A 19,290-nucleotide genomic window follows, 5' to 3' on the forward strand; every position below is an offset into this window, starting at 1 on the left:
CCCACCTGATAGCACGCCACAGGCCTTTGCACAGCTGTGCATTGCAGGCAGCGGCTACTCCACGAGGCGGTAACCCACTCCCGGTTCACTCAGGAGGCGCGCTGGGGCTTTTGGGTCGGTTTCCAGTTTGGCGCGAAGCTGGGCGATGACGACGCGGAGATATTGGACGTCATCACGATGAGCGGGGCCCCAGACCTGCGTCAGGGCCTGGCGGTGCGTCACCACTTTGTTTGCATTCGCAGCAAGTAGCTCGAAAAGGTCGAACTCCTTGGGCGTCAGATGGACAGGGTGGCCATCAACTGTCACCCGGCGATGAGCGACGTCGAGTACGATTCCGCCGAATTTCTGGGGTGATGCGAGGGAGTGCGTGACCTCGCCTTGCCGCAGGGCGACACGAATACGCGCCAGAAGCTCGCCAATTCCAAAAGGCTTTTCGACATAGTCATTCGCGCCAAGGTCGAGCGCCGCGATTTTCTCGATTTCCTGGTCGCGGGCCGAAAGCACGATAATCGGCACCTGCGAAAACGCGCGGATTGTTTCGATCACCGATTTACCGTCGGCATCTGGCAGGCCGAGATCGAGAATGACCAGACTGGGCGCCCGTGTCGCAGCAAGGCGTTTGGCCTCGGCGGCGGTCGCTGCCGTTTCCACGTCGAAACCCGCGGCGGTGAGCGCGGGTTTCAGGAAACGCTGGATTTGCGGCTCGTCGTCTACAACCAGAATACGCAGCTGCATCAATTTTGGGTCTCTGCCTGTGGAGCCTTGGCGAGGCGAATGGTCATGCGGGTGCCGCGCTTGCGCAGGGCAGGGCTGATCGCCTTGATCGTCCCGCCCATGGCGGTCATCAGACCCCGCGCAATAGACAGGCCAAGCCCGGTGCCGGCCGGACGGCCATCGCCCTTTGCGCGGCGATAGAACTTGTCAAAGACCCGTTCCAGATCGTCCTCCGCAATGCCTTTCCCCTGGTCGGTGATGGAGATAGTCACTTCGTTGCCGTCCGCCTTCGCATAGATCGCCACGGGCGCGCCACCGCCATACTTCTGCGCGTTGTCGAGCAGATTGAACAGCACCTGTTCAAGCAGCAGAGAGTCTCCCAGCGCCGATGGCAGGTCTTCTGCGAGGCTGACGTCGACTGCCAGGTCTGGGTGCACCCGCCGGGCCCGCGCCACGCTCGCAGAAACTACTGGCTCCAGGACGATTGGTTCACGTTTGGCCTTGGTCAGGCCGGCCTCAATCCGGGTCATGTCAAAGAGGTTGCCGACGAAGCGATTGAGCCGGTCGGATTCTTCCTCGATTGAAATCAGCAGGTCGTCGCGGCTGGACGCAGGCATTTTGTCACCGAGCTGACGCAGGCTGGTGACCGCACCAGTGATCGACGCGAGGGGGGTGCGGAGGTCATGGGAAAGTGACGACAGCAGTGCCGCCTGAAGTTTTTCGCCTTCGATGGCGAGTGATGCCTGAGCGCTTTCCCGGGTCAATCGCGCCCGGTCCAGCGCGATGGCGGCCTGATCGAGCAAGGCGAGCCAAGTGCGCTCTTCATCGGCCCCGAGGGGCACGTCGCGCGGCCCCATGAGTAGCCCGGCCACACCCAGCAGGCGTTGCGCCGAGACAATCGGCCGGAACAGGTACCGGACCTGCGGCAAGGTCCCAGTAAGGAAACCCGCAGGCTCCCGCTTGTCGAAGGCCCAGCGCGCCGCAGCCATGGCGGTTGCATCCAGCGCCTGATCGGGCGGCCAGGCCGCTACCGGCGCCAACTCTCCTTCGCCTTGCGGCATCAACACGATAGCTGGGCGCGCCAGGCTCGTCTGGAGATGGCTAGCCACGGCATCGACCACGTTGTCTTCCCCATAGGTGGCCGAGAGTTTGCGCGAAAAGCCCAGCAACGCCTGCGCCTGTCGGGCCTGCTGCCGCGACAGAGTTGCCTGTTGGCGCAGACGAGCTGCCAACTGACCGGCCGAGAGCGCCACTGCCAGGAAGATCACCAGCGACAGCACTTCCTGCGGCTGGGCGACAGTCAGCGTGCCCACCGGGGCGATGAAGAAAAAGTTGTACGCAGCAAAGGACAGGACCGCCGCCAACACCGCAGAACCACGGCCAGCAATCACCGCCGACAGCAACACTGCCGCCAGATACAGCATCGAGAGGTTTTGTAGCGCAACCAGCGCATTGAGCCCCATGCCGAGCGCTGTCGTGGCCCCCACGGCAATTACGGGGAGGCCCAGCATGAGTGCCCAATCGGGCAGGGTTGGTGCCCGGCGGGATCGCTTTGCTTTTCCCGGTGCAACTGGCACGACGTGCACGCCGATGTCGCCGGCCTCGCGCAGAACGGCATCAGGCAGCGAGCGGCGTCGCCAAAAACCTGGCCGGGAGCGCCCTATGACGATCTGGGTGGCATGCTCACGCCGAGCGGTGCGCAGAATGGTGTCGACGAAATCGCTGCTCTCCTCACGACGTGTTTCGGCGCCGATCCGCTCAGCAAGCCGCAGGGTTGCCTCGAGACGCTCTGCCACGGCCGGGTCGGGCAGGGGGCCACCCTGTCGGGTCAGAGATAATACCAGCCAGCGCGCGTTGAGGCCGGAGGCCAGCCGCCCTGCTGCGCGCACCACGGCCTCAGCAGTTTCGTCGGGGCCGACGCAGACGAGCAGCCGCTCTCCGGTTGCCCAGGGGCCGCCTTCTGCGGCGCTCTGGCGCAAAAAGTCGACGACCTGGTCGTCCACCCGGTCGGCAGCACGGCGCAGGGCCAATTCGCGCAAAGCCGTCAGGGTCGATGGCTTGAAAAAGCCGTCCAGCGCCCGCTGGGCGTTGTCGGGCAGATAGACCTTGCCGGCCCGCAGCCGGGCGATCAGTTCCGCCGGAGGCAGGTCAACAAGGATGACCTCGTTTGCGGTCTTGAGCACGATATCAGGCACGGTCCCGCGCACGGGAACGCCGGCGATCCGCGTCACGAGGTCGGAGAGGCTTTCCAGGTGCTGCACATTGAGCGCGGTCCAGACATCGATTCCAGCTCCCAGCAGTTCGGCGATGTCCTGATAGCGCTTTGGGTGCCGGGAGCCCTCGGCGTTGGTGTGGGCGAGCTCATCGACGATGAGCAGCGTCGGGCGACGGGCCAACGCTGCATCAAGGTCAAATTCGCCGTATTGGCCGTCCTTTCCGCGCCGGGGGAGCGTCTCAATGCCCTCCATGAGCGCGGCGGTGTCAGTGCGGTCGTGGGTTTCCACCAGTCCAATCACCACGTCGACGCCGCTGGCCCGCTGCGCCCGGGCGCGCTCCAGCATGGCATAGGTCTTGCCGACGCCTGGCGCAGCGCCGAGGAAGACCGTGAGCTTGCCCCGCCCCTCGCTGGCGGCAAGCGCCAGCAGGGCTGCGGGATCAGGCCGTGAGATCTCAGTCGGGCGAGCCATCTTGCTCCTTGGACGGCAATGCCGCATCCAGCGCCAGATTGAGGCGAAGCACGTTGACGCGCGGCTCGCCGAATATACCCAAGAGAGGGCCTTCCGTCACACCGGCAACGACGGCGGTGACGTCATTCGCCGACACACCCCGCGCCTCGGCAACACGGGCCGTTTGGCGCGCCGAGTTGGCGGGGCTGATGTGAGGGTCCAACCCCGATGCCGACGTCGTCACTGCGTCGGCAGGCACCAGCCCGCCGCCGAGCGCCTGAACCGCGGCATCGACCCGCTCGATCAGCGGCTTGCCGGTAGGGCCAATATTGGAGCCGCTGGAGCCAGCAGCGTTATACGCTTCAGGACCTGTGGCGGAGGGCCGGGGCCAGAAGTAACCCGGCTGGGTGAAGCTCTGCCCGATCAGGGCTGAGCCGATCACCAATCCCTCGTTCTCGATGCGGCTGCCATTGGCCTGTTCAGGAAACGCGGCCTGGGCCACGCCGGTGATCGCGAGGGGATAGGCAAGGCCGGTAATACCCGACAGGAGCAGGGTGAGCACGATGGCGGGGCGTATTTGATTGAACATGGTTTGGCCTCCTAGATGATGCCGAGGGCGGTGACGGCCATATCCACCAGCTTGATGCCGATGAAGGGGGCGACGAGCCCGCCGAGGCCATAGATGAGCAAGTTACGGGACAGCAGAGTTGCGGCGCCCACCGGTCGGTATTTCACCCCGCGCAACGCCAGAGGGATCAGCGCCACAATGATCAGGGCGTTGAAGATCACTGCGGACAGGATCGCTGACTGCGGCGAGGTCAGTCCCATGATGTTGAGGGCACCAAGCTCGGGGTAAGTCACCAGGAACAGCGCCGGTATGATCGCGAAATACTTCGCAACGTCATTGGCGATCGAGAAGGTGGTGAGCGACCCGCGCGTCATCAGGATCTGCTTGCCGATTTCGACGATCTCGATGAGCTTGGTGGGGCTGGAATCCAGGTCCACCATGTTGCCTGCTTCGCGCGCGGCCTGCGTGCCCGACTGCATGGCAACGCCGACATCGGCCTGGGCCAGGGCAGGCGCGTCATTTGTGCCGTCGCCACACATGGCGATCAGGCGACCGCCGACCTGTTCCTTGCGGATGTAGTCGAGCTTTTGCTCGGGCGTTGCCTCGGCGAGAAAGTCGTCAACACCAGCCTCCGAGGCGATAGCGGCCGCGGTAATCGGGTTGTCACCGGTAACCATCACGGTACGGATGCCCATGGCGCGAAGGGCGGCGAAACGCTCCTTAATGCCGGGCTTTACCACGTCCTTGAGGTGGATAACGCCGAGCAGGCGATCAGCTTCCGCCACAGCGAGCGGGGTCCCGCCCGAACGGGCGATGGATTCCACTGCTTTGTTGAACTCTGCACCTGCCTGCGCTTTCTCGAGCCCGACGAAACGCAGAACAGCATCGACGGCTCCCTTGCGGATGCGGCGCCCTTCGACGTCGACACCTGAGAGCCTCGTCTGGGCCGAGAAGGGAATGAAGGTGGTGGCCACGGCAGCAGGGCCGGCTCGATGACCCGGTACTCTTCACGGGCGAGGGCCACGATGGACCGTCCTTCAGCAGTTTCATCGGAGAGACTCGCCAGCAGAACGGCTTCGGCCAGGTCTTTTTCGCTGACGCCCGCTACCGGCAGGAATTCTGCCGCCATGCGATTGCCGAAGGTGATGGTGCCGGTCTTGTCGAGCAGCAGCGTATCGACATCGCCAGCGGCCTCGACGGCGCGGCCCGACGTGGCGATGACGTTGAAACGGATCAGCCGATCCATGCCCGCAATGCCGATGGCCGAGAGCAGGCCGCCGATAGTGGTGGGGATCAACGTTACCAGGAGGGCCGCGAGCACTGTCACCGACAGGTCCGTTCCTGAATACGCGGCCAGACCATAAAGCGTCACGACAGCGACAAGAAAGACCAGAGACAGCCCGCTCAGCAGGATGGAGAGGGCAATTTCATTGGGCGTTTTCTGGCGCTTGGCGCCTTCGATCAGGGCGATCATGCGATCGACAAAGGTCTCGCCTGGCTTGGTGGTGATGCGCACCTTGAGCCAGTCGGAGATTACCTGCGTGCCGCCAGTCACGGCCGAGCGGTCCCCGCCGGCCTCCCGGATCACGGGTGCGGATTCTCCCGTAATGGCACTTTCGTTGACTGATGCGACGCCCTCTACCACCTCGCCGTCGCCGGGAATCAGGTCGCCTGCTTCAACCAGAACGATATCGCCGATCTTGAGATCTGTAGCGGGGATGACCTCGCAAGCCTGGTTCCGAGTGTCATCGGGAGACAACAGCTTCTTAGCGAAGAGATGGGTTTTGCCGCGCTTGAGGCTCTCCGCCTGCGCCTTGCCACGCCCTTCGGCGACGGCCTCGGCAAAAGTGGCGAACAGAACCGTGAACCATAGCCAGAGGGCGATTTGACCCGAGAACGTGGCTGCGTTGCCGGTCAGAAGGTCCGCGGCGAAGAGCACCGTGACCATGACCGCGACGATTTCTGTGACGAAGATCACCGGATTGCGGACCAGTTGGCGCGGATCAAGTTTGGTCACGGCATCGCGCAAAGCCGGAAGCAGGATGGCGGGGTTCAGGATGGAAGTGGTCTGGACTTTACTGGACATGAAAGTGGTCCTTAGAAGCTCTGCCCGGCGAGCATCAGGAAGTGCTCGACGATGGGGCCAAGAGCCAATGCGGGGAAGAACTGCAGCCCCCCAATGATGAGGATGATGCCGATCAACAGGCCAACAAACAGCGGTCTATCGGTGGGGAAAGTGCCGGCCGAAGGTTCGACGCGGGGCTTCTTGACGAGAGCTCCAGCGATGGCCAGCACCGGCACAAGGTAGGCGAAACGGCCCAGCATCATAGCGATGCCCAATGTGGTGTTGTACCAGGGGGTGTTGGCGGTCAGCCCGCCAAAGGCGGAGCCGTTATTGGCGGCAGCCGAAGTGTAGGCGTAGAGAATTTCGCTTAATCCGTGGGGGCCACCTGTGAGGATTGAACTGGTACCGAAATCGGCAACGGCCGAGACTGCGGTAAAGCCCAGGATAGTCATCGGCAGGATGAGTAGCGCCAGCATGGCGTATTTCATCTCGCGAGCCTCGATCTTCTTCCCCAGCAGCTCGGGGGTCCGCCCGACCATGAGGCCGGCAACGAAGACAGCAAGGATCGAGAAGACCAGCAGACCGTAGAGCCCGGAGCCCACGCCCCCCGGCAACACCTCGCCCAGTTGCATCAGGAACATCGGCACCATGCCACCGAGCGGGGTCAGCGAGCTGTGCATGGCGTTAACGCCGCCATTGGAGAGCCCGGTGGTGGCGGCAGCATAGAGAGCTGCCATGGCTTGCCCAAAGCGGACTTCCTTGCCTTCCATGTTACCCAGCGACGGATCGACGCCTGCGGCATGCAGCAGCGGGTTTCCGAAACTCTCGGCCCAATAGATAGCGCTCACGCCGATCACCAGCATGACCACTGTTACGGAAAGCAGGGCCCAACCCTGACGACGGTTGCCGACCATCTGGCCAAAGGCATAAACCAGCGCGGACGAGACCGAGAGCATGGCAATGATATTGAGGTAGTTCGAGAAAGCGCTGGGGTTTTCGAAGGGATGGGCGGCATTGACGTTGAAGAAGCCGCCACCATTGGTGCCCAGCTGTTTGATGGCCTCCTGGCTTGCGACCGGACCTATGGCAATGGTCTGCTGCGCGCCTTCGAGCGTGGTTGCCACGAAGTTGGCATCGAGAGATTGCGGCAGGCCCAGCGCCGCAAAGGCCAGGGCAACGGTGACCGCGAGCGGCAGCAGGACGTAGAGCGTGGCGCGGGTCAGATCGACCCAGAAGTTGCCGAGTTCGCCGGCCCCCGAACGCACAAACGCCCGTGTCAGCGCGATAGCCACAGCAATGCCGGTAGCGGCCGACACGAAATTCTGCACCGTTAGTCCCAGCATCTGGCTGAGATGGCTCAGAGTGGTCTCGCCACCATAGCTCTGCCAGTTGGTGTTGGTAACAAAGCTTGCGGCGGTGTTGAATGCCAGGTCAGGCGGCACCGCACCGAAACCCTGCGGATTGAGCGGAAAGTAGTTCTGCAGGCGCAACAGCGCATAGAGGAACACGAACCCTGCGACGCTGAAGGACAGCACAGCCATCGTGTAGCTGAGCCAGCCCTTTTCCTTGTCCGGGCGCACGCCGGCCAGCGCGAAGAACCCGCGTTCAACCGGCCCCAGCAGTGGTGACAAGGGAGTGCGCTCGCCGGTAAACACGCGAGCCATGTAAAGGCCAAGCGGTTTGGCGAGCAAAAGTACTGCGATCAGCACGACGCCGATCTGCAGCCAGCCTATGAGCGACATGATCGTCTCCCGGACGTCAGAAGCGCTCGGGCGCCAGCAGCGTCACCAGAAGGTAGACGGCCAGCGCGAGCGCGATGATGAAAGCAATGATGAGCATAGCGGGCTCACAGCCGATTGAGCGCGGCGGCGTAGATCGCAAGCGCGATCAACGTCCCGGCACCAAGAGCGATGAATGCAAGGTCGAGCATGACAAGCCTCGTGTTTGAGGCCCTTCAATTGCGCCCTGATCGCATCAAGCTTCCATGCGGAAGCCGCTACGCGCTCATAAGGATTTCATAGGCAGAGCATGAAGTTGGGGCTTCGCTGTCAGCCGAAACGCGCTAATCGGGTAGGTTCTAGCTCTTCAGAGCGACTTGCTGCGGCATTCCTCGGCACCTACTACTTTGCCGGTATTGCAGGCTGCTTTTCGACAAGTATCGGGGGCTTGCTGGTGTCCGCCAGTCTTCCGCAGCATCCGGTGAAAACCGCCCAGAACGTCGACCGGCTTCATTGGTTGGACGGAGCTCGCGGGATCGCGGCCTTCTACGTCGTGTTGCACCACGTTTACCTCACCACCTATGGCGGGTTTCCGGCCAGCAACGGGCCGTGGTTCGTGGGCTGGTTGCTTTACGGTCACCTGGCCGTTGCAGCCTTCATCGTCATTTCGGGCTTTTCCCTCACGATCAGCCTGACCAACAATGGGCTCAAGACGAAAAACGGCGATTGGGCTTTTCTGGTGCGCCGCTTCTGGCGCATCGTTCCACCCTATTGGTTCGCCCTGGCGCTCGCCTCGGTATTGGTCCTGTCAGGCCTGATTACTACGCCCAGCGGGCAGCCGCTTCAGGTGCGAGACATCATCATTCACGCGCTCCTGCTGCAGGACACATTCGCCAATGTGCCTCCGAACGGTGTTTTCTGGTCCATCGCCGTGGAATGGCACATCTATTTCCTGTTTCCCCTGCTCTTGTGGGGTTTTCGCAGGTTTGGCGCCATGCCGACCGTGGCGCTCACCGCACTGCTGGTCATCTCGCAAAACCTGCTGGCTCAGCACGTCGGGTTCGTAGCCCTGTTCGACCGGTTTACGCCGCAGTTCCTGTTATTGTTCGTATTCGGGATGGTGGCCGCCGTTTACTTTCGCCACCCGCGATTTGCGTATTACGCGGCGCTTCTGTCCCTGGCGATCACCGTCGGCCTTGCCGTGGGTATTCCGGTCATCGACTCGCCGGCCATTGTTGCCAACTACTTCTCGGTCGACATTATTTTTGGCCTGGCTGTCATGGGTGCCTTTTTAGCCGTCGCCTCGGGCAATTTCCGCGCACTGCGCGGTGCCCTGAGTTGGGCGCCCATCGTCGCCTTGGGTGAGTTTGCCTTCAGCCTTTATCTCGTGCATGCCCCGATCTTGTCCTTGGTGAGCAGTCTTCTCATTCAGCCGAACGGATGGACTGGAGGCACAGCATTCTGGGTCATGCTGGCAGTTGGCACTCCGCTGGCTGTCGTGGCCTCCTTTGTCTTCTTTCTGCTGTTCGAGCGGCCGTTCCTGCGCGTCAGAAACTGGTCGGATTTCGCGCAGGGCTTTGCCCGAAAGACTGGCGAGCCGGTTCAGTCGAGGCGAGGGGCGTCCTCAGGAAACTGAACTCCTGTGGTTGGCAGTTCTTGTAGCGAGGACCGCCTGCATGGAACTCACCAGCTCCGAAACGGGACCGGTGGCCTCCCATGAATAGAGGGCGAGGTTTAGCGCAGCTTCCATGCCAAAGGGGGCGTAGGGCTTTACGCGATATTCCTTCGCGGCGCTGACAGGCAGAAGGGACAGCCCCAGTCCGGCCTCGACCGCGATCAGCACGTTGTGGAGACTGCTTGCTGCGAAGGCGACATACCAGCGGCGCTCTTCGCGTTCGATGCGCTCGAACATCGTTTCGCGGTAGAGACCGCCCGGCTGAAACGCAACTAGTGGCACCGGATCGGCTGGCCAGTCTGCCGCTGCGTCGATGCTTTGGAACCACGACAGGGGTTCAGGGTAGGCCGCCCTGCAGTCGAGCCCCGGTTCACTTTCCTTGACGACGGCGATGTCCAGCTCACCGCCCCTGAAACGTCTCGCGAGTTCGCGGCTCAACCCGGCGGTGACATCCAGCCGGATTTCGCGATGGCGGCGTGCAAAGTCACTGAATATTCTGGCCATCGCAGCATCGACGATGTCCTCGGGCAGGCCGATGCGGATGGATATGGTTCCTGCGGGGTCGCCGAGCGCCGCTTCAGCTTCCTGCTGCAGGGCAAGCAATCTGCGCGCGTAGCCCAGCAGTCGCTCGCCTGCGGCCGTTGGTACGACTGGACGGGCGGAGCGATCGATCAGGGCAGATCCCACGCTTTCCTCGAGCCGCGCGAGCTGCTGGCTGATCGTGGATTGCGTCATGTGAAGACGTTCGGAGGCAAGCGTGAAGCTGCCAGCATCGACGATCGCGACAAAGGCACGAAGCAGTCTTGGATCGAGCATGTGCCAGCAACTATGGTCTGCATTATGATTGTCAATACAATGCATCATGACATTTAATTTTTAAATGCCTGCGTGGATCCCTATTTTGGCAGGGTGGCCAACCGGGCGGAGAGCGGCCGCCATCGCAACAACCGCCGCCGATGAATTCCTGGAGATTCTCATGAATAGTGCAGATCTGCTCGACGCAGAGCGTTTCCTGAGCCAAGCCGTTGAGCTTGCGCGTGGGAATATCCAAGCGGGCGGCCGACCCTTTGGCGCCGTGGTCGTACTCAATGGCGAAGTGATTGCCACTGCCGTCAACCAGATGCACCTCAGCAAGGACGTCACCGATCATGCCGAACTTCTGGCTATCCGTGCCGCTGCGCGCGCCCATGGCCCGCAATCGCTGAAGGGCAGTGCCATCTATGCCAGTGGTCATCCGTGCCCGATGTGCATGGCGGCGATGCGGCTGGCCGGAGTTGGTTCGATTTCCTATGCCTATTCCAACAAGGACGGGGCGCCGTTCAACCTGTCGACGGCCGATATCTATGCCGACTTGCAGCGTTCGTTTTCCGAACAGACAATGCAAATCGTCCACGTACCCCTGACACACAGTTCCGGCCACCACCTCTATGAACAGTGGGCGGACGCCTCGAAATCGCGGAAGTAGGATGATGAACCAAGGCTCTACCACTGCCTGGGATCGCCTGCTGCTGCTTGCGGCCATCGTGCTGGTGGGGCTCAATCTTCGGCCCTTTATCACGGGTATTGGCCCGTTGGCCGCCGACATCTCCGCGCAGACCGGACTTGGACTGCAAGGCATCGCGCTGTTGACGCTGGTGCCGATGTTCCTGATGGGTCTGCTCGCTTTTGGCGCACCACTGTTGCAGGCGCGCCTTGGCACTCGGCGGTCAATCATCTCCGCGCTGGCCATTCTGGCTGTGGCTTCTTTGCTGCGTTTGTTCGTGACGAACGGCTGGCAGATGGTGGCCACAGCGGCATTGCTCGGGCTCGGGGCTGCCGTAGTGCAGGCTATGTTCCCCGGAGTCATCAAGCGCCACTATCCAGCTCATGTTGGCATGGTGATGGGCCTCTATTCCGCGATGCTGATGGGTGGTGGTGCCCTTGGGGCGCAACTTTCTCCGCTGGTCGCCAGCGCGATGCGCGACTGGCACGCCGGCCTCGCCTGGATGGCCGTGCCCGCCGTGTTGGCGCTTTTGCTGGTGGCGCGTGGTCTTCCTCGCGACGCCAAAGACGGGGAAGGTGCAAACCTGGCCGGCGCCTTTCTCAGGCGGCCACGAACCTGGCTGCTCATGGCATGTTTCGGCCTTGTGAATGGCGGATATTCGACCGCAGTGGCCTGGCTTGCGCCGTACTATCAAGATCTGGGCTGGACGGCCGCGCAAAGCGGCGGTCTGCTGGCGGTTATGGCCGTCGCCCAGGCCGGCGCAGCACTGCTATTGCCTGTGCTGGCGCGTAGGCGGGAGGATCGCCGTCCCTGGGTGTGGTTGACGCTTGCCATGCAGGCAATTGGTTTCGCCGCCCTGGCGACGCGGCCGGAAGTCGCTCCGCTGGTGGGGGTGGCAATCCTTGGGGCGGGACTAGGGGGCTGTTTCGCCCTGACCATGACCGTGGCGCTCGACCATTTGCCCGATCCGGCTGAGGCCGGCGCACTATCTGCGCTTATGCAGGGCGGGGGCTTTCTGCTCGCGGCGTTACCCCCGTGGATTATCGCCGTCCTTCACGACCTGACCGGGGGCTTCGCGGCTGGTTGGCTGCTTCACCTGGTCTGTGTCGCAATCGTCGTGATCCTGTACTATCAAGTTTCACCGGCAAGTTACGGGCGCGCGATGGGGAGGATGGCCAGCACGCGTCCTGCCGAAAGAACCGGTACTGCCGAGGCTGCTGAGACCTGAGCAGTCTAGGCGTCTGTCCTGTCACTATTGGCCTCGCAAGGGCCGGCTGGCGGGGTTTACTTGGCTGACTGGACAGGGAGCATCCGCTCGACTATGGGTTGGCCTACGGCATCAAGCCGTTCGCTTCAGGGGACGACCCACTGCAGCGGTTCTTTCGACTGGGGACGGCCCCAATAAGGTAAGAACCGTGTCCTCAATCCGCGAACACATTCCCAATAGCACCATCCTCAAGCTGCTTGTTGCCTGGGGCGTGGTGATCGCCTTCATTATCGGCGGTCCAGGCTGGCTGCACGACCCAATTGATCCAATTGTTGCCGTCGTCTGCTTTGTGGTCATCTTTGCGACCATCCTGCTCGCCGCCTTCGGGGTGGTGCACGAGGCCGACTATCTGGCCCATCGGCTTGGCGAGCCCTACGGCACGCTGATCCTGACTTTGTCTATTGTGATGATCGAAGTCATTCTGATCGTCGCCATCCTGCTCGGCCCCGGCGAAAATCCGACCATTGGTCGAGATTCGATTTTTGCTGTCATGATGATCATCATGAACCTGGTCATGGGCATTTGCCTCATCCTGGGCGGCAGCCGCTTTGGCGAGCAGGAATACAACGCGCAGGGCGCGCTGGCCTATGTGGCGATAACCCTTTTGCTGGCCGGTATCGGGCTGGTCCTGCCCAACACGCTCAGCACCGGGGACGGCACCTTCTGGCCAGTGCAGTCTATCGCATTCGCGACACTGACAATCGTCCTCTATGCCGTGTTTTTGCTCATGCAGACGCGCGGGCACAGGCGCTTCTTCATTCAGCCGGATGTCGGCCACATGAGGGTACCTGTTGCTGCCGACACGCAAGATGCCTCCGGCAACGCAAAGGAGCCGGTGGACAAGAGCGCCATCGTCATCCGGTCCGTCCTGCTGGTCGCACTGATGCTGCCCATCGTGCTGCTGGCACATGATTTGGCATTGGTCATCGATTTCGGGATTGCTTCGGTCGGCGCTCCGGTGGCGCTGGGTGGTGTATTAATCGCCATCATCGTCTTCACGCCGGAATCCATCACAGCCGTCAATGCGGCGCTGGCTAACCAGCTCCAGCGTGCCATCAACCTGTGCCTGGGGGCCTTCGTATCGACCGTTGGACTCACCATCCCGGCTGTGCTGGTGATCGGCCTGATCACGAACAAAACCGTGGTGATGGGCATCAGCCCGACCGACACTGTGCTCCTGTTGATGACCCTCGGCCTGACCGCGCTGACCTTCATGGGCAAGCGGGCCTCGTCCCTCCACGGAACTCTACACCTGACGCTATTTGCCGCCTTCGGTATTTTGCTTTTCACAGCCTGATCTGAACGCCCGCCGGCAGGACGACCTGCCGGTTTTAGGGCTCGCTCGGGGACGACCCCTTAACGGAGGCCGCCCGGTGACAAACCCCGTCAACATGCTTGTTCTGCTTGGATGCCTCATCGGCTACCTGGCGGCTGATATTCTGATCTCGTCCGGCCGGACGACCGGCACGGCAGCTTCCGTCGTCAGCAGCATTCTTCCATCGGCCTTCGGCCTGGCGGTTGGCCTGATCGCCAGGCGGCTGCACAAATAACCTCTCCAACCTATCCGGATTTCTTCATGGCAACTGATCCTATCCACCAGTTCATCGTCACTCCCGTGTTCCCGCTGCCGGCGATTGCGGGGCAAGACCTGAGCTTCACCAATGCCTCAGCCTACATGGTGCTGACGGTCGCGCTGGTATCGGGCTTCATGATTTTGGGGAGCCGGAAGCGGCGTCTGGTGCCGGGCAGGGTGCAGCTGGTTGCTGAGCTGCTCTACCAGAACATCGAAAATTTGGTGATTTCCAGCATCGGCAAGGAGGGCATGCGTTTCTTCCCCCTCGTGTTCTCGCTCTTCAGCTTCATCCTCGTTGCCAACATGATTGGCATGTTTCCCTATGCCTTCACCGTGACAGCACAGATCATTGTCACCGCCGCGCTCGCACTCCTGGTGTTTGCCGTGGTGACACTTTACGGCCTCTGGCGGCACGGCCTGAAGTTCTTCAAGCTGTTCATGCCCAGCGGCATCCCTGGATACCTAGCGCCGATCATCGTTCCGATCGAAGTCGTCTCGTACTTTTCACGCCCGATCAGCCACTCGGTCCGACTGTTTGCGGTGATGCTCGCTGGCCATATCACCTTGAAAGTCTTCTCCGGTTTCGTCGTTGACCTGAGTGGGCTGGGCCCGCTTGGCATTGTCGGCGCCATCGCACCGCTCGCCATGGCTGTCGGCATCGTGGCCCTGGAACTGCTGATGTCCGCAATCCAGGCCTATGTCTTCACCATGCTGACGTGCATGTATCTCAACGATGCAATTCACCCCTCTCATTAGGATGAGTACGTTTCCGACTTTCCCCGAGCCGCGTGCAGCTGCTGTGCGCTACGACGTGACCAGCGGACTGATCTCCATCAAGCTTAAGGGAGGCGGGACATTCGCCTTTGCTGCCAGCGACAGGTCTGAACTCGCGTCATTCACCGATGCGATCCTAGCAAGCGTCACGACGGATCACATTGGGTTTTACATCCACTGGCCCACGACGCACGTGTCGCTCTATGTTCCCGCGCTTCTGCTCTCTGCGGGTGGCAGGTCCTCCTGAGGCGCTAGGCTTTTGGCTCGGGTTGAGGTGAACCCGGGCCGAAAGCAGACTGTCATTCGAACCTGCACGCAGTAAGATTGCGGTCTTCACCAAGCCGGAGATGGCAATGCAATACAGCGCGCTCGACGAACCGGAGGACATAGCCAAGGTTTTCGTCGAAGCTTTTGCGCAACGCGATGCAGACAAGCTGGCTTCGCTGTTCGACGAGGATGCGGAATTCGTCAATGTCACAGGGCTTTGGTGGCATGATCGCCCGGCAATTCGAAAGGCGCACGCCTACGGCTTTGAGCACATCTTCGGCGCGGCAACACTGCGGCTGGTGCAGGTGAAGGTGAAGAAACTGGCTGACAATATCGCCGTGGTGTACGGTCGAGTGCGCCTTGAGGGGCAGACGGGACAGGTAGAGGGCCAGAAACCCGCTGTTCGCCACACCATCTTGTCGTTTGTCGTACACAAGGGCGAAAACGGCTGGAGCTGCGCTTCGGCGCAGAACACGGACATCGTCCCGCACATGGAGACCAACCTGGTCGAAGCTGACGGAACATTCCGCTCCGTCAGCTATCGTGATTGATCAGGTAACAGCTGGGGTCTCGTTACCACCTCACAGAGTGAATGGCGCCATTTTTGGCTAGGTCTCGGAGGCCGTCTCCATCTCGCGGTTAAGTCGCTCGGCCAACTCGTTGGCCGTAAAACCACCACCGAAAATGGCCGTACCCGTGCCGAACTTGCGGCTGGAGGCCAAATCGCCAGCATCGACGCTGTCATAGCCGAGGCGATCGATGAACTCTGCGACACTCCGCCGTGCTTCCGCATCGTTGCCTGCAATAGCCAGAGCGCGACGCGAAGCATCGCCCGTCGGACGAGCCTCCTGCTCGATTTCGTGGTAGCCCATGTGATTGAAGCTGCGCACCAGACGCGCCTTCGGCAGGTAGGCCTGCACGATTTCGCTGCTCGACTGCTCGGTTTCGAATTCGGGCATCACGCCATCGGTCGGCGCCCAATAGTTCATCGGATCAATGACAACCTTGCAGGCCAGTTGCTCGGGTACCAATGCCCGGTACTTCGACAACGGCAAGGCCAGGACGACGATGTCGCTGGCCGCAATCACGTCAGCCGCTGCACCAGGCGTGGCGCCGGGGGTGATGATTTCGACCAGCAGCGCAATCTCCTCGGGCGACCGTGAGGTCGCGATCCGCACATCGTAACCGGCTGCGATCGCCAAGCGGGCGAGGGCCGTGCCCACCCGACCGGCGCCGAGAATGCCGATCACTTGAGGTTTAGGCGACATCGACGGTCTCCTTGCTCTTGGCCAGTTCCGCATCCACGAGCGGCTTGACCTTGGTGCCCAGCAGTTCGATCGAACGCAGGAAGGCCTTTTGCGGCATCTGCCCCACGTCCATCTGGAAGAACTGACGCGAATGCCCCAGTGTCTTGTGCAAGTTTACGATGCGCTCGGCGATCTCTTCGGGGCCACCCGCGAACAGGGCGCCAGCGCCGCGGGTTTCCTGGTCATATGACCAGCGCGGCGGCGGCGTGAAACCGCGGATTTTGCCCAATTGCTCCATGACCGCATGCCAATGCGTCCAGAAGAAATCCTTGGCATCAGCGGAATCGTGGCCGATATAGCCGGGGCTTGCCACCGACACCTTGATCTTGTCCTGCTTGCCGGCCTGGGTGGCGGCGCGGCGATAAAGATCGGCCAGCGGTGCAAAGCGGTCGGCCTGCCCACCAATGATGGCGTAGGAAATCGGCAGGCCCAGCAGGCCCGCGCGCACCGACGATTGCGGATTGCCGCCCGTGGCCAGCCAGATCGGCAGTTGCCCGCCTTCTGGGCGCGGCACCACGAGGGCGTCGTTCAGCGCCGGCCGGAACTTGCCCTGCCAGGTGATAGACTCGCTCTCGTTGAGTTGCAGCAGCAGTTCCAGCTTTTCGGCATAGAGCGCGTCATAGTCATTGAGGCTATGGCCGAAGAGGGGGAAGGATTCGACCGAGGAACCGCGACCGGCAGTGATTTCTGCGCGACCGTTCGACAGCGCATCGACCGTGGCGAACTGCTGATAGACCCGTACCGGGTCATCCGTGCTCAGCACGGTGACGGCACTGCCCAGCTTGATATTCTTCGTCGTCGACGCCGCGGCGCCCAGCACGACGCTGGCGGCCGAGGCCGGCATTTCGCGAGTGTGATGTTCGCCAATGCCGAAATAGTCCAGCCCGACCTGATCGGCCAGCTGAATGGCTTCCAGCAAATTGCGCATGGCTTCGGCAGTTGAGCCGAGCGCCCCGGTCTCGGGGTCCTTCTGCACATCACCAAAACTATAAACACCAAGTTCCATCGTCGTCGTGCCTCACACGCCTTTAGTACCCAATCGGAACTTGCGCTAATATCGGAACCAATTCGGCCGTCACAAGAGGGAACAAATTTGTGCCTCGGGTCAGGTGCCTCCTGCATGGGCACGTGTCGTTGCGGGTTGGATGTGAGGTTCCATTTGCCCGGCGCGCGAGGGGCTTTCGCCCGCAAATTCCACCGTCAAACGTCGGCTCACTGCCTTGGGCCTAAATTGACACGACGTCTGATGATCAGTATACGTCCTATAAGGCGAGTTCCGCGCTTTAGAGGAGAGAATTCATGGACACCGTCGTGCCTCCGAGCAATCTGGCTCCGATCAGTGGTGAGGACGAAGCTGCATTGGCGCAGCTCTATCGGGACTTCGCCAGCGAGCACTTGATGCCGCTCTGGACCCAGCTCGGCGACCTGATGCCGAAGCAGCCTGCACCGAAGGCTGTGCCCCATGTGTGGAAGTGGTCCACCCTCTATCCATTGGCGCAGCGCTCGGGGGATCTGGTGCCGGTGGGCCGTGGCGGTGAACGTCGTGCCATCGGGCTGGGCAATCCGGGTCTGGGTGGACTGCCTTACATCAGCGCCACTCTGTGGGCGGCTATCCAGTATCTTGGGCCGAAGGAAACCGCACCCGAGCACCGTCATTCTCAGAACGCCTTCCGCTTCGTCGTTGAAGGCGAGGGCGTCTGGACCGTGGTCAACGGCGATCCCGTCCGCATGAGCCGGGGCGACTTTCTGCTGACGCCGGGCTGGAACTTCCACGGCCATCACAACCTGACTGACAAGCCGATGGCCTGGCTGGACGGCCTCGACATTCCGTTCTCGCACCAGAACGATGTCGGCTTTTTCGAGTTTGGCTCCGAGCGCGTAACGGATTATGCGACGCCGAACTTCTCGCGCGGCGAACGGCTCTGGGCACATCCGGGTCTGCGGCCTCTGTCCGGTCTGCAGCAGACGGTGAGCTCGCCGCTGATGGCCTATCGCTGGGAATTCACCGACCGGGCACTGGCCGAGCAATTGCTGCTTGAGGATGAGGGGCAGCCGGCAACGGTTGGCCAGGGCCATGCGGCGATCCGATATACCAATCCCACGACCGGCGGCGACGTGATGCCAACCATTCGTGCCGAGTTCCACCGGCTGCGTGCCGGCACGGCAACACCCGCGCGCCGTGAAGTCGGCTCCAGCGTGTTCCAGGTTTTCGAAGGCAAGGGCGGGGTCGTACTGAACGGCGTTGAACACCAGCTCGACAAGGGCGACCTGTTTGTCATTCCGTCCTGGGTTGCGTGGTCGCTGCATGCTGAGACGCAGTTCGACCTGTTCCGCTTCTCGGATGCCCCGATCATGGAACGGCTCCACTTCGACCGCACCCATATTGAGGAGACTGGCCGCTAGGCCGGGCAAGTCGATGGCCTCGATTTCCGAGCAGGCAGCGCATCAGGCGTTGCGCGAGCGGCTGGGGCAGGGCGCACGCTACGACGCGCCCTCGGCTCCGGCAAAGGAGTTGAGCTGGGCGCGGCGTGGTACCGCCTATTTCGCGCGCAAACTCAATGAGCTAAATGACGCCGACCTGGATGCGCCGGCCCTTCAGCCGGGACTGCTACGTCGCCATGTCGTGGCCAGTATTGGTTATCAGGCACGCATGCTGGCGCTGGCCGTGGAAGCCGCGCGGACAGGCGTTGCGCCTCAGGAAGCCACCGATGATGATTGGCAGGTCCAGATCGAGCACGGCGATACCCTGCCAGCCCGTGCTCTGCGCAATCTGTTCGAACACGCCGAAGTGCATCTGAATGTCGAGTGGCGCGACCTGAGCGACGCAGACTGGCAAAAGTCCATTTCGCTTGGTGGTCGCACTGTGCCGATTGCGCAAACGCCCTGGCTACGCAGTGCCGCCGTTTGGCTGCACGCCGTCGATCTGGACAATGGCGGCTCATTCCTTGATTTTCCGCCGGACCTGCTCGATGCCCTGGCGAGTGAACTGGCCGGGGACGCGAGCGCGCCTCATGTAACCCTTGAGCCTACCGACCGCGGCTCTGCGATGGTCATCGGCAGCGGGGCAGTCGCTACCGTCAGCGGCTCCATGGCCGATTTGGTGCGCTGGCTGACCGGCAAGGGATCTCGTCGCCTGACAGTTTCACAGGGCTCGCTACCCGAGCTTCCAGCCCGAGCGCTGGCCCAATTATCTCGAGCCGCCTGAGCGCTCCA

General features: G+C 61.9%; 17 protein-coding genes and 1 pseudogene. 9 read left to right on the top strand and 9 right to left on the bottom strand.

What is annotated here, in order from left to right:
* Positions 1-54: 54 nt before the first annotated feature.
* From ACZ5WT_RS15270 to ACZ5WT_RS15295, 6 genes and pseudogenes are all read right to left on the bottom strand, one after another.
* A complete protein-coding gene (locus ACZ5WT_RS15270) occupies positions 55-735 on the bottom strand; it encodes a response regulator (RefSeq protein ID WP_464284632.1) in 681 nt (226 codons plus the stop codon).
* Complete coding sequence (locus ACZ5WT_RS15275; protein WP_464284633.1) at positions 735-3,401, bottom strand: DUF4118 domain-containing protein; 2,667 nt, start codon at positions 3,399-3,401, stop codon at positions 735-737. Before ACZ5WT_RS15275 ends, ACZ5WT_RS15270 begins: the two co-directional genes overlap by 1 nt.
* Positions 3,385-3,969, bottom strand: a complete 585-nt coding sequence (gene kdpC, locus ACZ5WT_RS15280) for a potassium-transporting ATPase subunit KdpC (RefSeq protein WP_464284634.1) — start codon at positions 3,967-3,969, stop codon at positions 3,385-3,387. Before kdpC ends, ACZ5WT_RS15275 begins: the two co-directional genes overlap by 17 nt.
* Before the next feature lie 11 nt (positions 3,970-3,980).
* Positions 3,981-6,034 (bottom strand): annotated as a pseudogene (gene kdpB, locus ACZ5WT_RS15285) (potassium-transporting ATPase subunit KdpB).
* Positions 6,035-6,045: 11 nt separating this feature from the next.
* Positions 6,046-7,755 carry a potassium-transporting ATPase subunit KdpA gene (gene kdpA, locus ACZ5WT_RS15290; protein WP_464284635.1) on the bottom strand — a complete coding sequence of 570 codons (1,710 nt, stop codon included), beginning with the start codon at positions 7,753-7,755 and terminating at the stop codon, positions 6,046-6,048.
* A gap of 16 nt (positions 7,756-7,771) precedes the next feature.
* A complete protein-coding gene (locus tag ACZ5WT_RS15295) occupies positions 7,772-7,894 on the bottom strand; it encodes a potassium-transporting ATPase subunit F (protein WP_464284636.1) in 123 nt (40 codons plus the stop codon).
* 291 nt (positions 7,895-8,185) lie between these two features.
* Here ACZ5WT_RS15295 and ACZ5WT_RS15300 point away from each other — a divergent pair, with 291 nt between their 5' ends.
* The gene (locus ACZ5WT_RS15300; protein ID WP_464284637.1) at positions 8,186-9,367 is read left to right on the top strand and encodes an acyltransferase family protein; all 1,182 of its coding nucleotides are present in this window, start codon (positions 8,186-8,188) and stop codon (positions 9,365-9,367) included.
* On the opposite strand, the gene ACZ5WT_RS15305 is transcribed toward ACZ5WT_RS15300, so the two are convergent.
* Positions 9,356-10,222: a LysR family transcriptional regulator gene (locus ACZ5WT_RS15305; protein WP_464284638.1), complete on the bottom strand. Its 867-nt coding sequence runs from the start codon at positions 10,220-10,222 to the stop codon at positions 9,356-9,358. The two genes, ACZ5WT_RS15300 and ACZ5WT_RS15305, sit on opposite strands and share 12 nt — an antisense overlap.
* 160 nt (positions 10,223-10,382) lie before the next feature.
* Here ACZ5WT_RS15305 and ACZ5WT_RS15310 point away from each other — a divergent pair, with 160 nt between their 5' ends.
* The 6 genes from ACZ5WT_RS15310 to ACZ5WT_RS15335 all read left to right on the top strand — a co-directional run bounded on the left by ACZ5WT_RS15310 (position 10,383) and on the right by ACZ5WT_RS15335 (position 15,321).
* Positions 10,383-10,871, top strand: a complete 489-nt coding sequence (locus tag ACZ5WT_RS15310; protein ID WP_464284639.1) for a nucleoside deaminase — start codon at positions 10,383-10,385, stop codon at positions 10,869-10,871.
* 1 nt (position 10,872) lies between these two features.
* On the top strand, positions 10,873-12,117 hold the full coding sequence (locus tag ACZ5WT_RS15315; protein WP_464284640.1) for a cyanate transporter: 1,245 nt from the start codon (positions 10,873-10,875) through the stop codon (positions 12,115-12,117).
* 253 nt (positions 12,118-12,370) lie between these two features.
* Complete coding sequence (locus ACZ5WT_RS15320; protein ID WP_464284641.1) at positions 12,371-13,453, top strand: calcium:cation antiporter; 1,083 nt, start codon at positions 12,371-12,373, stop codon at positions 13,451-13,453.
* A gap of 76 nt (positions 13,454-13,529) precedes the next feature.
* Positions 13,530-13,706 carry a hypothetical protein gene (locus ACZ5WT_RS15325; RefSeq protein ID WP_464284642.1) on the top strand — a complete coding sequence of 59 codons (177 nt, stop codon included), beginning with the start codon at positions 13,530-13,532 and terminating at the stop codon, positions 13,704-13,706.
* A 26-nt stretch (positions 13,707-13,732) separates the two neighbouring features.
* Positions 13,733-14,485 carry a F0F1 ATP synthase subunit A gene (locus ACZ5WT_RS15330; RefSeq protein WP_464284643.1) on the top strand — a complete coding sequence of 251 codons (753 nt, stop codon included), beginning with the start codon at positions 13,733-13,735 and terminating at the stop codon, positions 14,483-14,485.
* Between the two features lie 371 nt (positions 14,486-14,856).
* Complete coding sequence (locus tag ACZ5WT_RS15335; protein ID WP_464284644.1) at positions 14,857-15,321, top strand: YybH family protein; 465 nt, start codon at positions 14,857-14,859, stop codon at positions 15,319-15,321.
* 57 nt (positions 15,322-15,378) lie between these two features.
* Here ACZ5WT_RS15335 and ACZ5WT_RS15340 read toward each other — a convergent pair whose 3' ends face one another.
* Together ACZ5WT_RS15340 and ACZ5WT_RS15345 are read right to left on the bottom strand one after the other, a co-directional pair.
* Positions 15,379-16,038 carry an NADPH-dependent F420 reductase gene (locus tag ACZ5WT_RS15340; protein WP_464284645.1) on the bottom strand — a complete coding sequence of 220 codons (660 nt, stop codon included), beginning with the start codon at positions 16,036-16,038 and terminating at the stop codon, positions 15,379-15,381.
* A complete protein-coding gene (locus ACZ5WT_RS15345) occupies positions 16,028-17,083 on the bottom strand; it encodes an LLM class flavin-dependent oxidoreductase (protein ID WP_464284646.1) in 1,056 nt (351 codons plus the stop codon). The genes ACZ5WT_RS15340 and ACZ5WT_RS15345 overlap by 11 nt, the downstream gene beginning before the upstream one ends.
* A gap of 293 nt (positions 17,084-17,376) precedes the next feature.
* Between ACZ5WT_RS15345 and ACZ5WT_RS15350 the strand changes: the two genes are divergently transcribed.
* Together ACZ5WT_RS15350 and ACZ5WT_RS15355 are read left to right on the top strand one after the other, a co-directional pair.
* Positions 17,377-18,480: a cupin domain-containing protein gene (locus ACZ5WT_RS15350; RefSeq protein WP_464284647.1), complete on the top strand. Its 1,104-nt coding sequence runs from the start codon at positions 17,377-17,379 to the stop codon at positions 18,478-18,480.
* Between the two features lie 13 nt (positions 18,481-18,493).
* Positions 18,494-19,282: a maleylpyruvate isomerase family mycothiol-dependent enzyme gene (locus ACZ5WT_RS15355; RefSeq protein ID WP_464284648.1), complete on the top strand. Its 789-nt coding sequence runs from the start codon at positions 18,494-18,496 to the stop codon at positions 19,280-19,282.
* Positions 19,283-19,290 lie beyond the last annotated feature (8 nt).

The organism is Devosia sp. T2-14 (assembly GCF_055397495.1).

What these genes read in the sequence shown, in the direction of transcription:
- ACZ5WT_RS15270 (WP_464284632.1), bottom strand. Translation starts at nt 735, where the DNA reads ATGCAGCTGCGTATTCTGGTTGTAGACGACGAGCCGCAAATCCAGCGT.
- ACZ5WT_RS15275 (WP_464284633.1), bottom strand. Translation starts at nt 3,401, where the DNA reads ATGGCTCGCCCGACTGAGATCTCACGGCCTGATCCCGCAGCCCTGCTG.
- kdpC (WP_464284634.1), bottom strand. Translation starts at nt 3,969, where the DNA reads ATGTTCAATCAAATACGCCCCGCCATCGTGCTCACCCTGCTCCTGTCG.
- kdpA (WP_464284635.1), bottom strand. Translation starts at nt 7,755, where the DNA reads ATGTCGCTCATAGGCTGGCTGCAGATCGGCGTCGTGCTGATCGCAGTA.
- ACZ5WT_RS15305 (WP_464284638.1), bottom strand. Translation starts at nt 10,222, where the DNA reads ATGCTCGATCCAAGACTGCTTCGTGCCTTTGTCGCGATCGTCGATGCT.
- ACZ5WT_RS15310 (WP_464284639.1), top strand. Translation starts at nt 10,383, where the DNA reads ATGAATAGTGCAGATCTGCTCGACGCAGAGCGTTTCCTGAGCCAAGCC.
- ACZ5WT_RS15315 (WP_464284640.1), top strand. Translation starts at nt 10,873, where the DNA reads ATGATGAACCAAGGCTCTACCACTGCCTGGGATCGCCTGCTGCTGCTT.
- ACZ5WT_RS15330 (WP_464284643.1), top strand. Translation starts at nt 13,733, where the DNA reads ATGGCAACTGATCCTATCCACCAGTTCATCGTCACTCCCGTGTTCCCG.
- ACZ5WT_RS15335 (WP_464284644.1), top strand. Translation starts at nt 14,857, where the DNA reads ATGCAATACAGCGCGCTCGACGAACCGGAGGACATAGCCAAGGTTTTC.
- ACZ5WT_RS15340 (WP_464284645.1), bottom strand. Translation starts at nt 16,038, where the DNA reads ATGTCGCCTAAACCTCAAGTGATCGGCATTCTCGGCGCCGGTCGGGTG.
- ACZ5WT_RS15345 (WP_464284646.1), bottom strand. Translation starts at nt 17,083, where the DNA reads ATGGAACTTGGTGTTTATAGTTTTGGTGATGTGCAGAAGGACCCCGAG.
- ACZ5WT_RS15350 (WP_464284647.1), top strand. Translation starts at nt 17,377, where the DNA reads ATGGACACCGTCGTGCCTCCGAGCAATCTGGCTCCGATCAGTGGTGAG.
- ACZ5WT_RS15355 (WP_464284648.1), top strand. Translation starts at nt 18,494, where the DNA reads ATGGCCTCGATTTCCGAGCAGGCAGCGCATCAGGCGTTGCGCGAGCGG.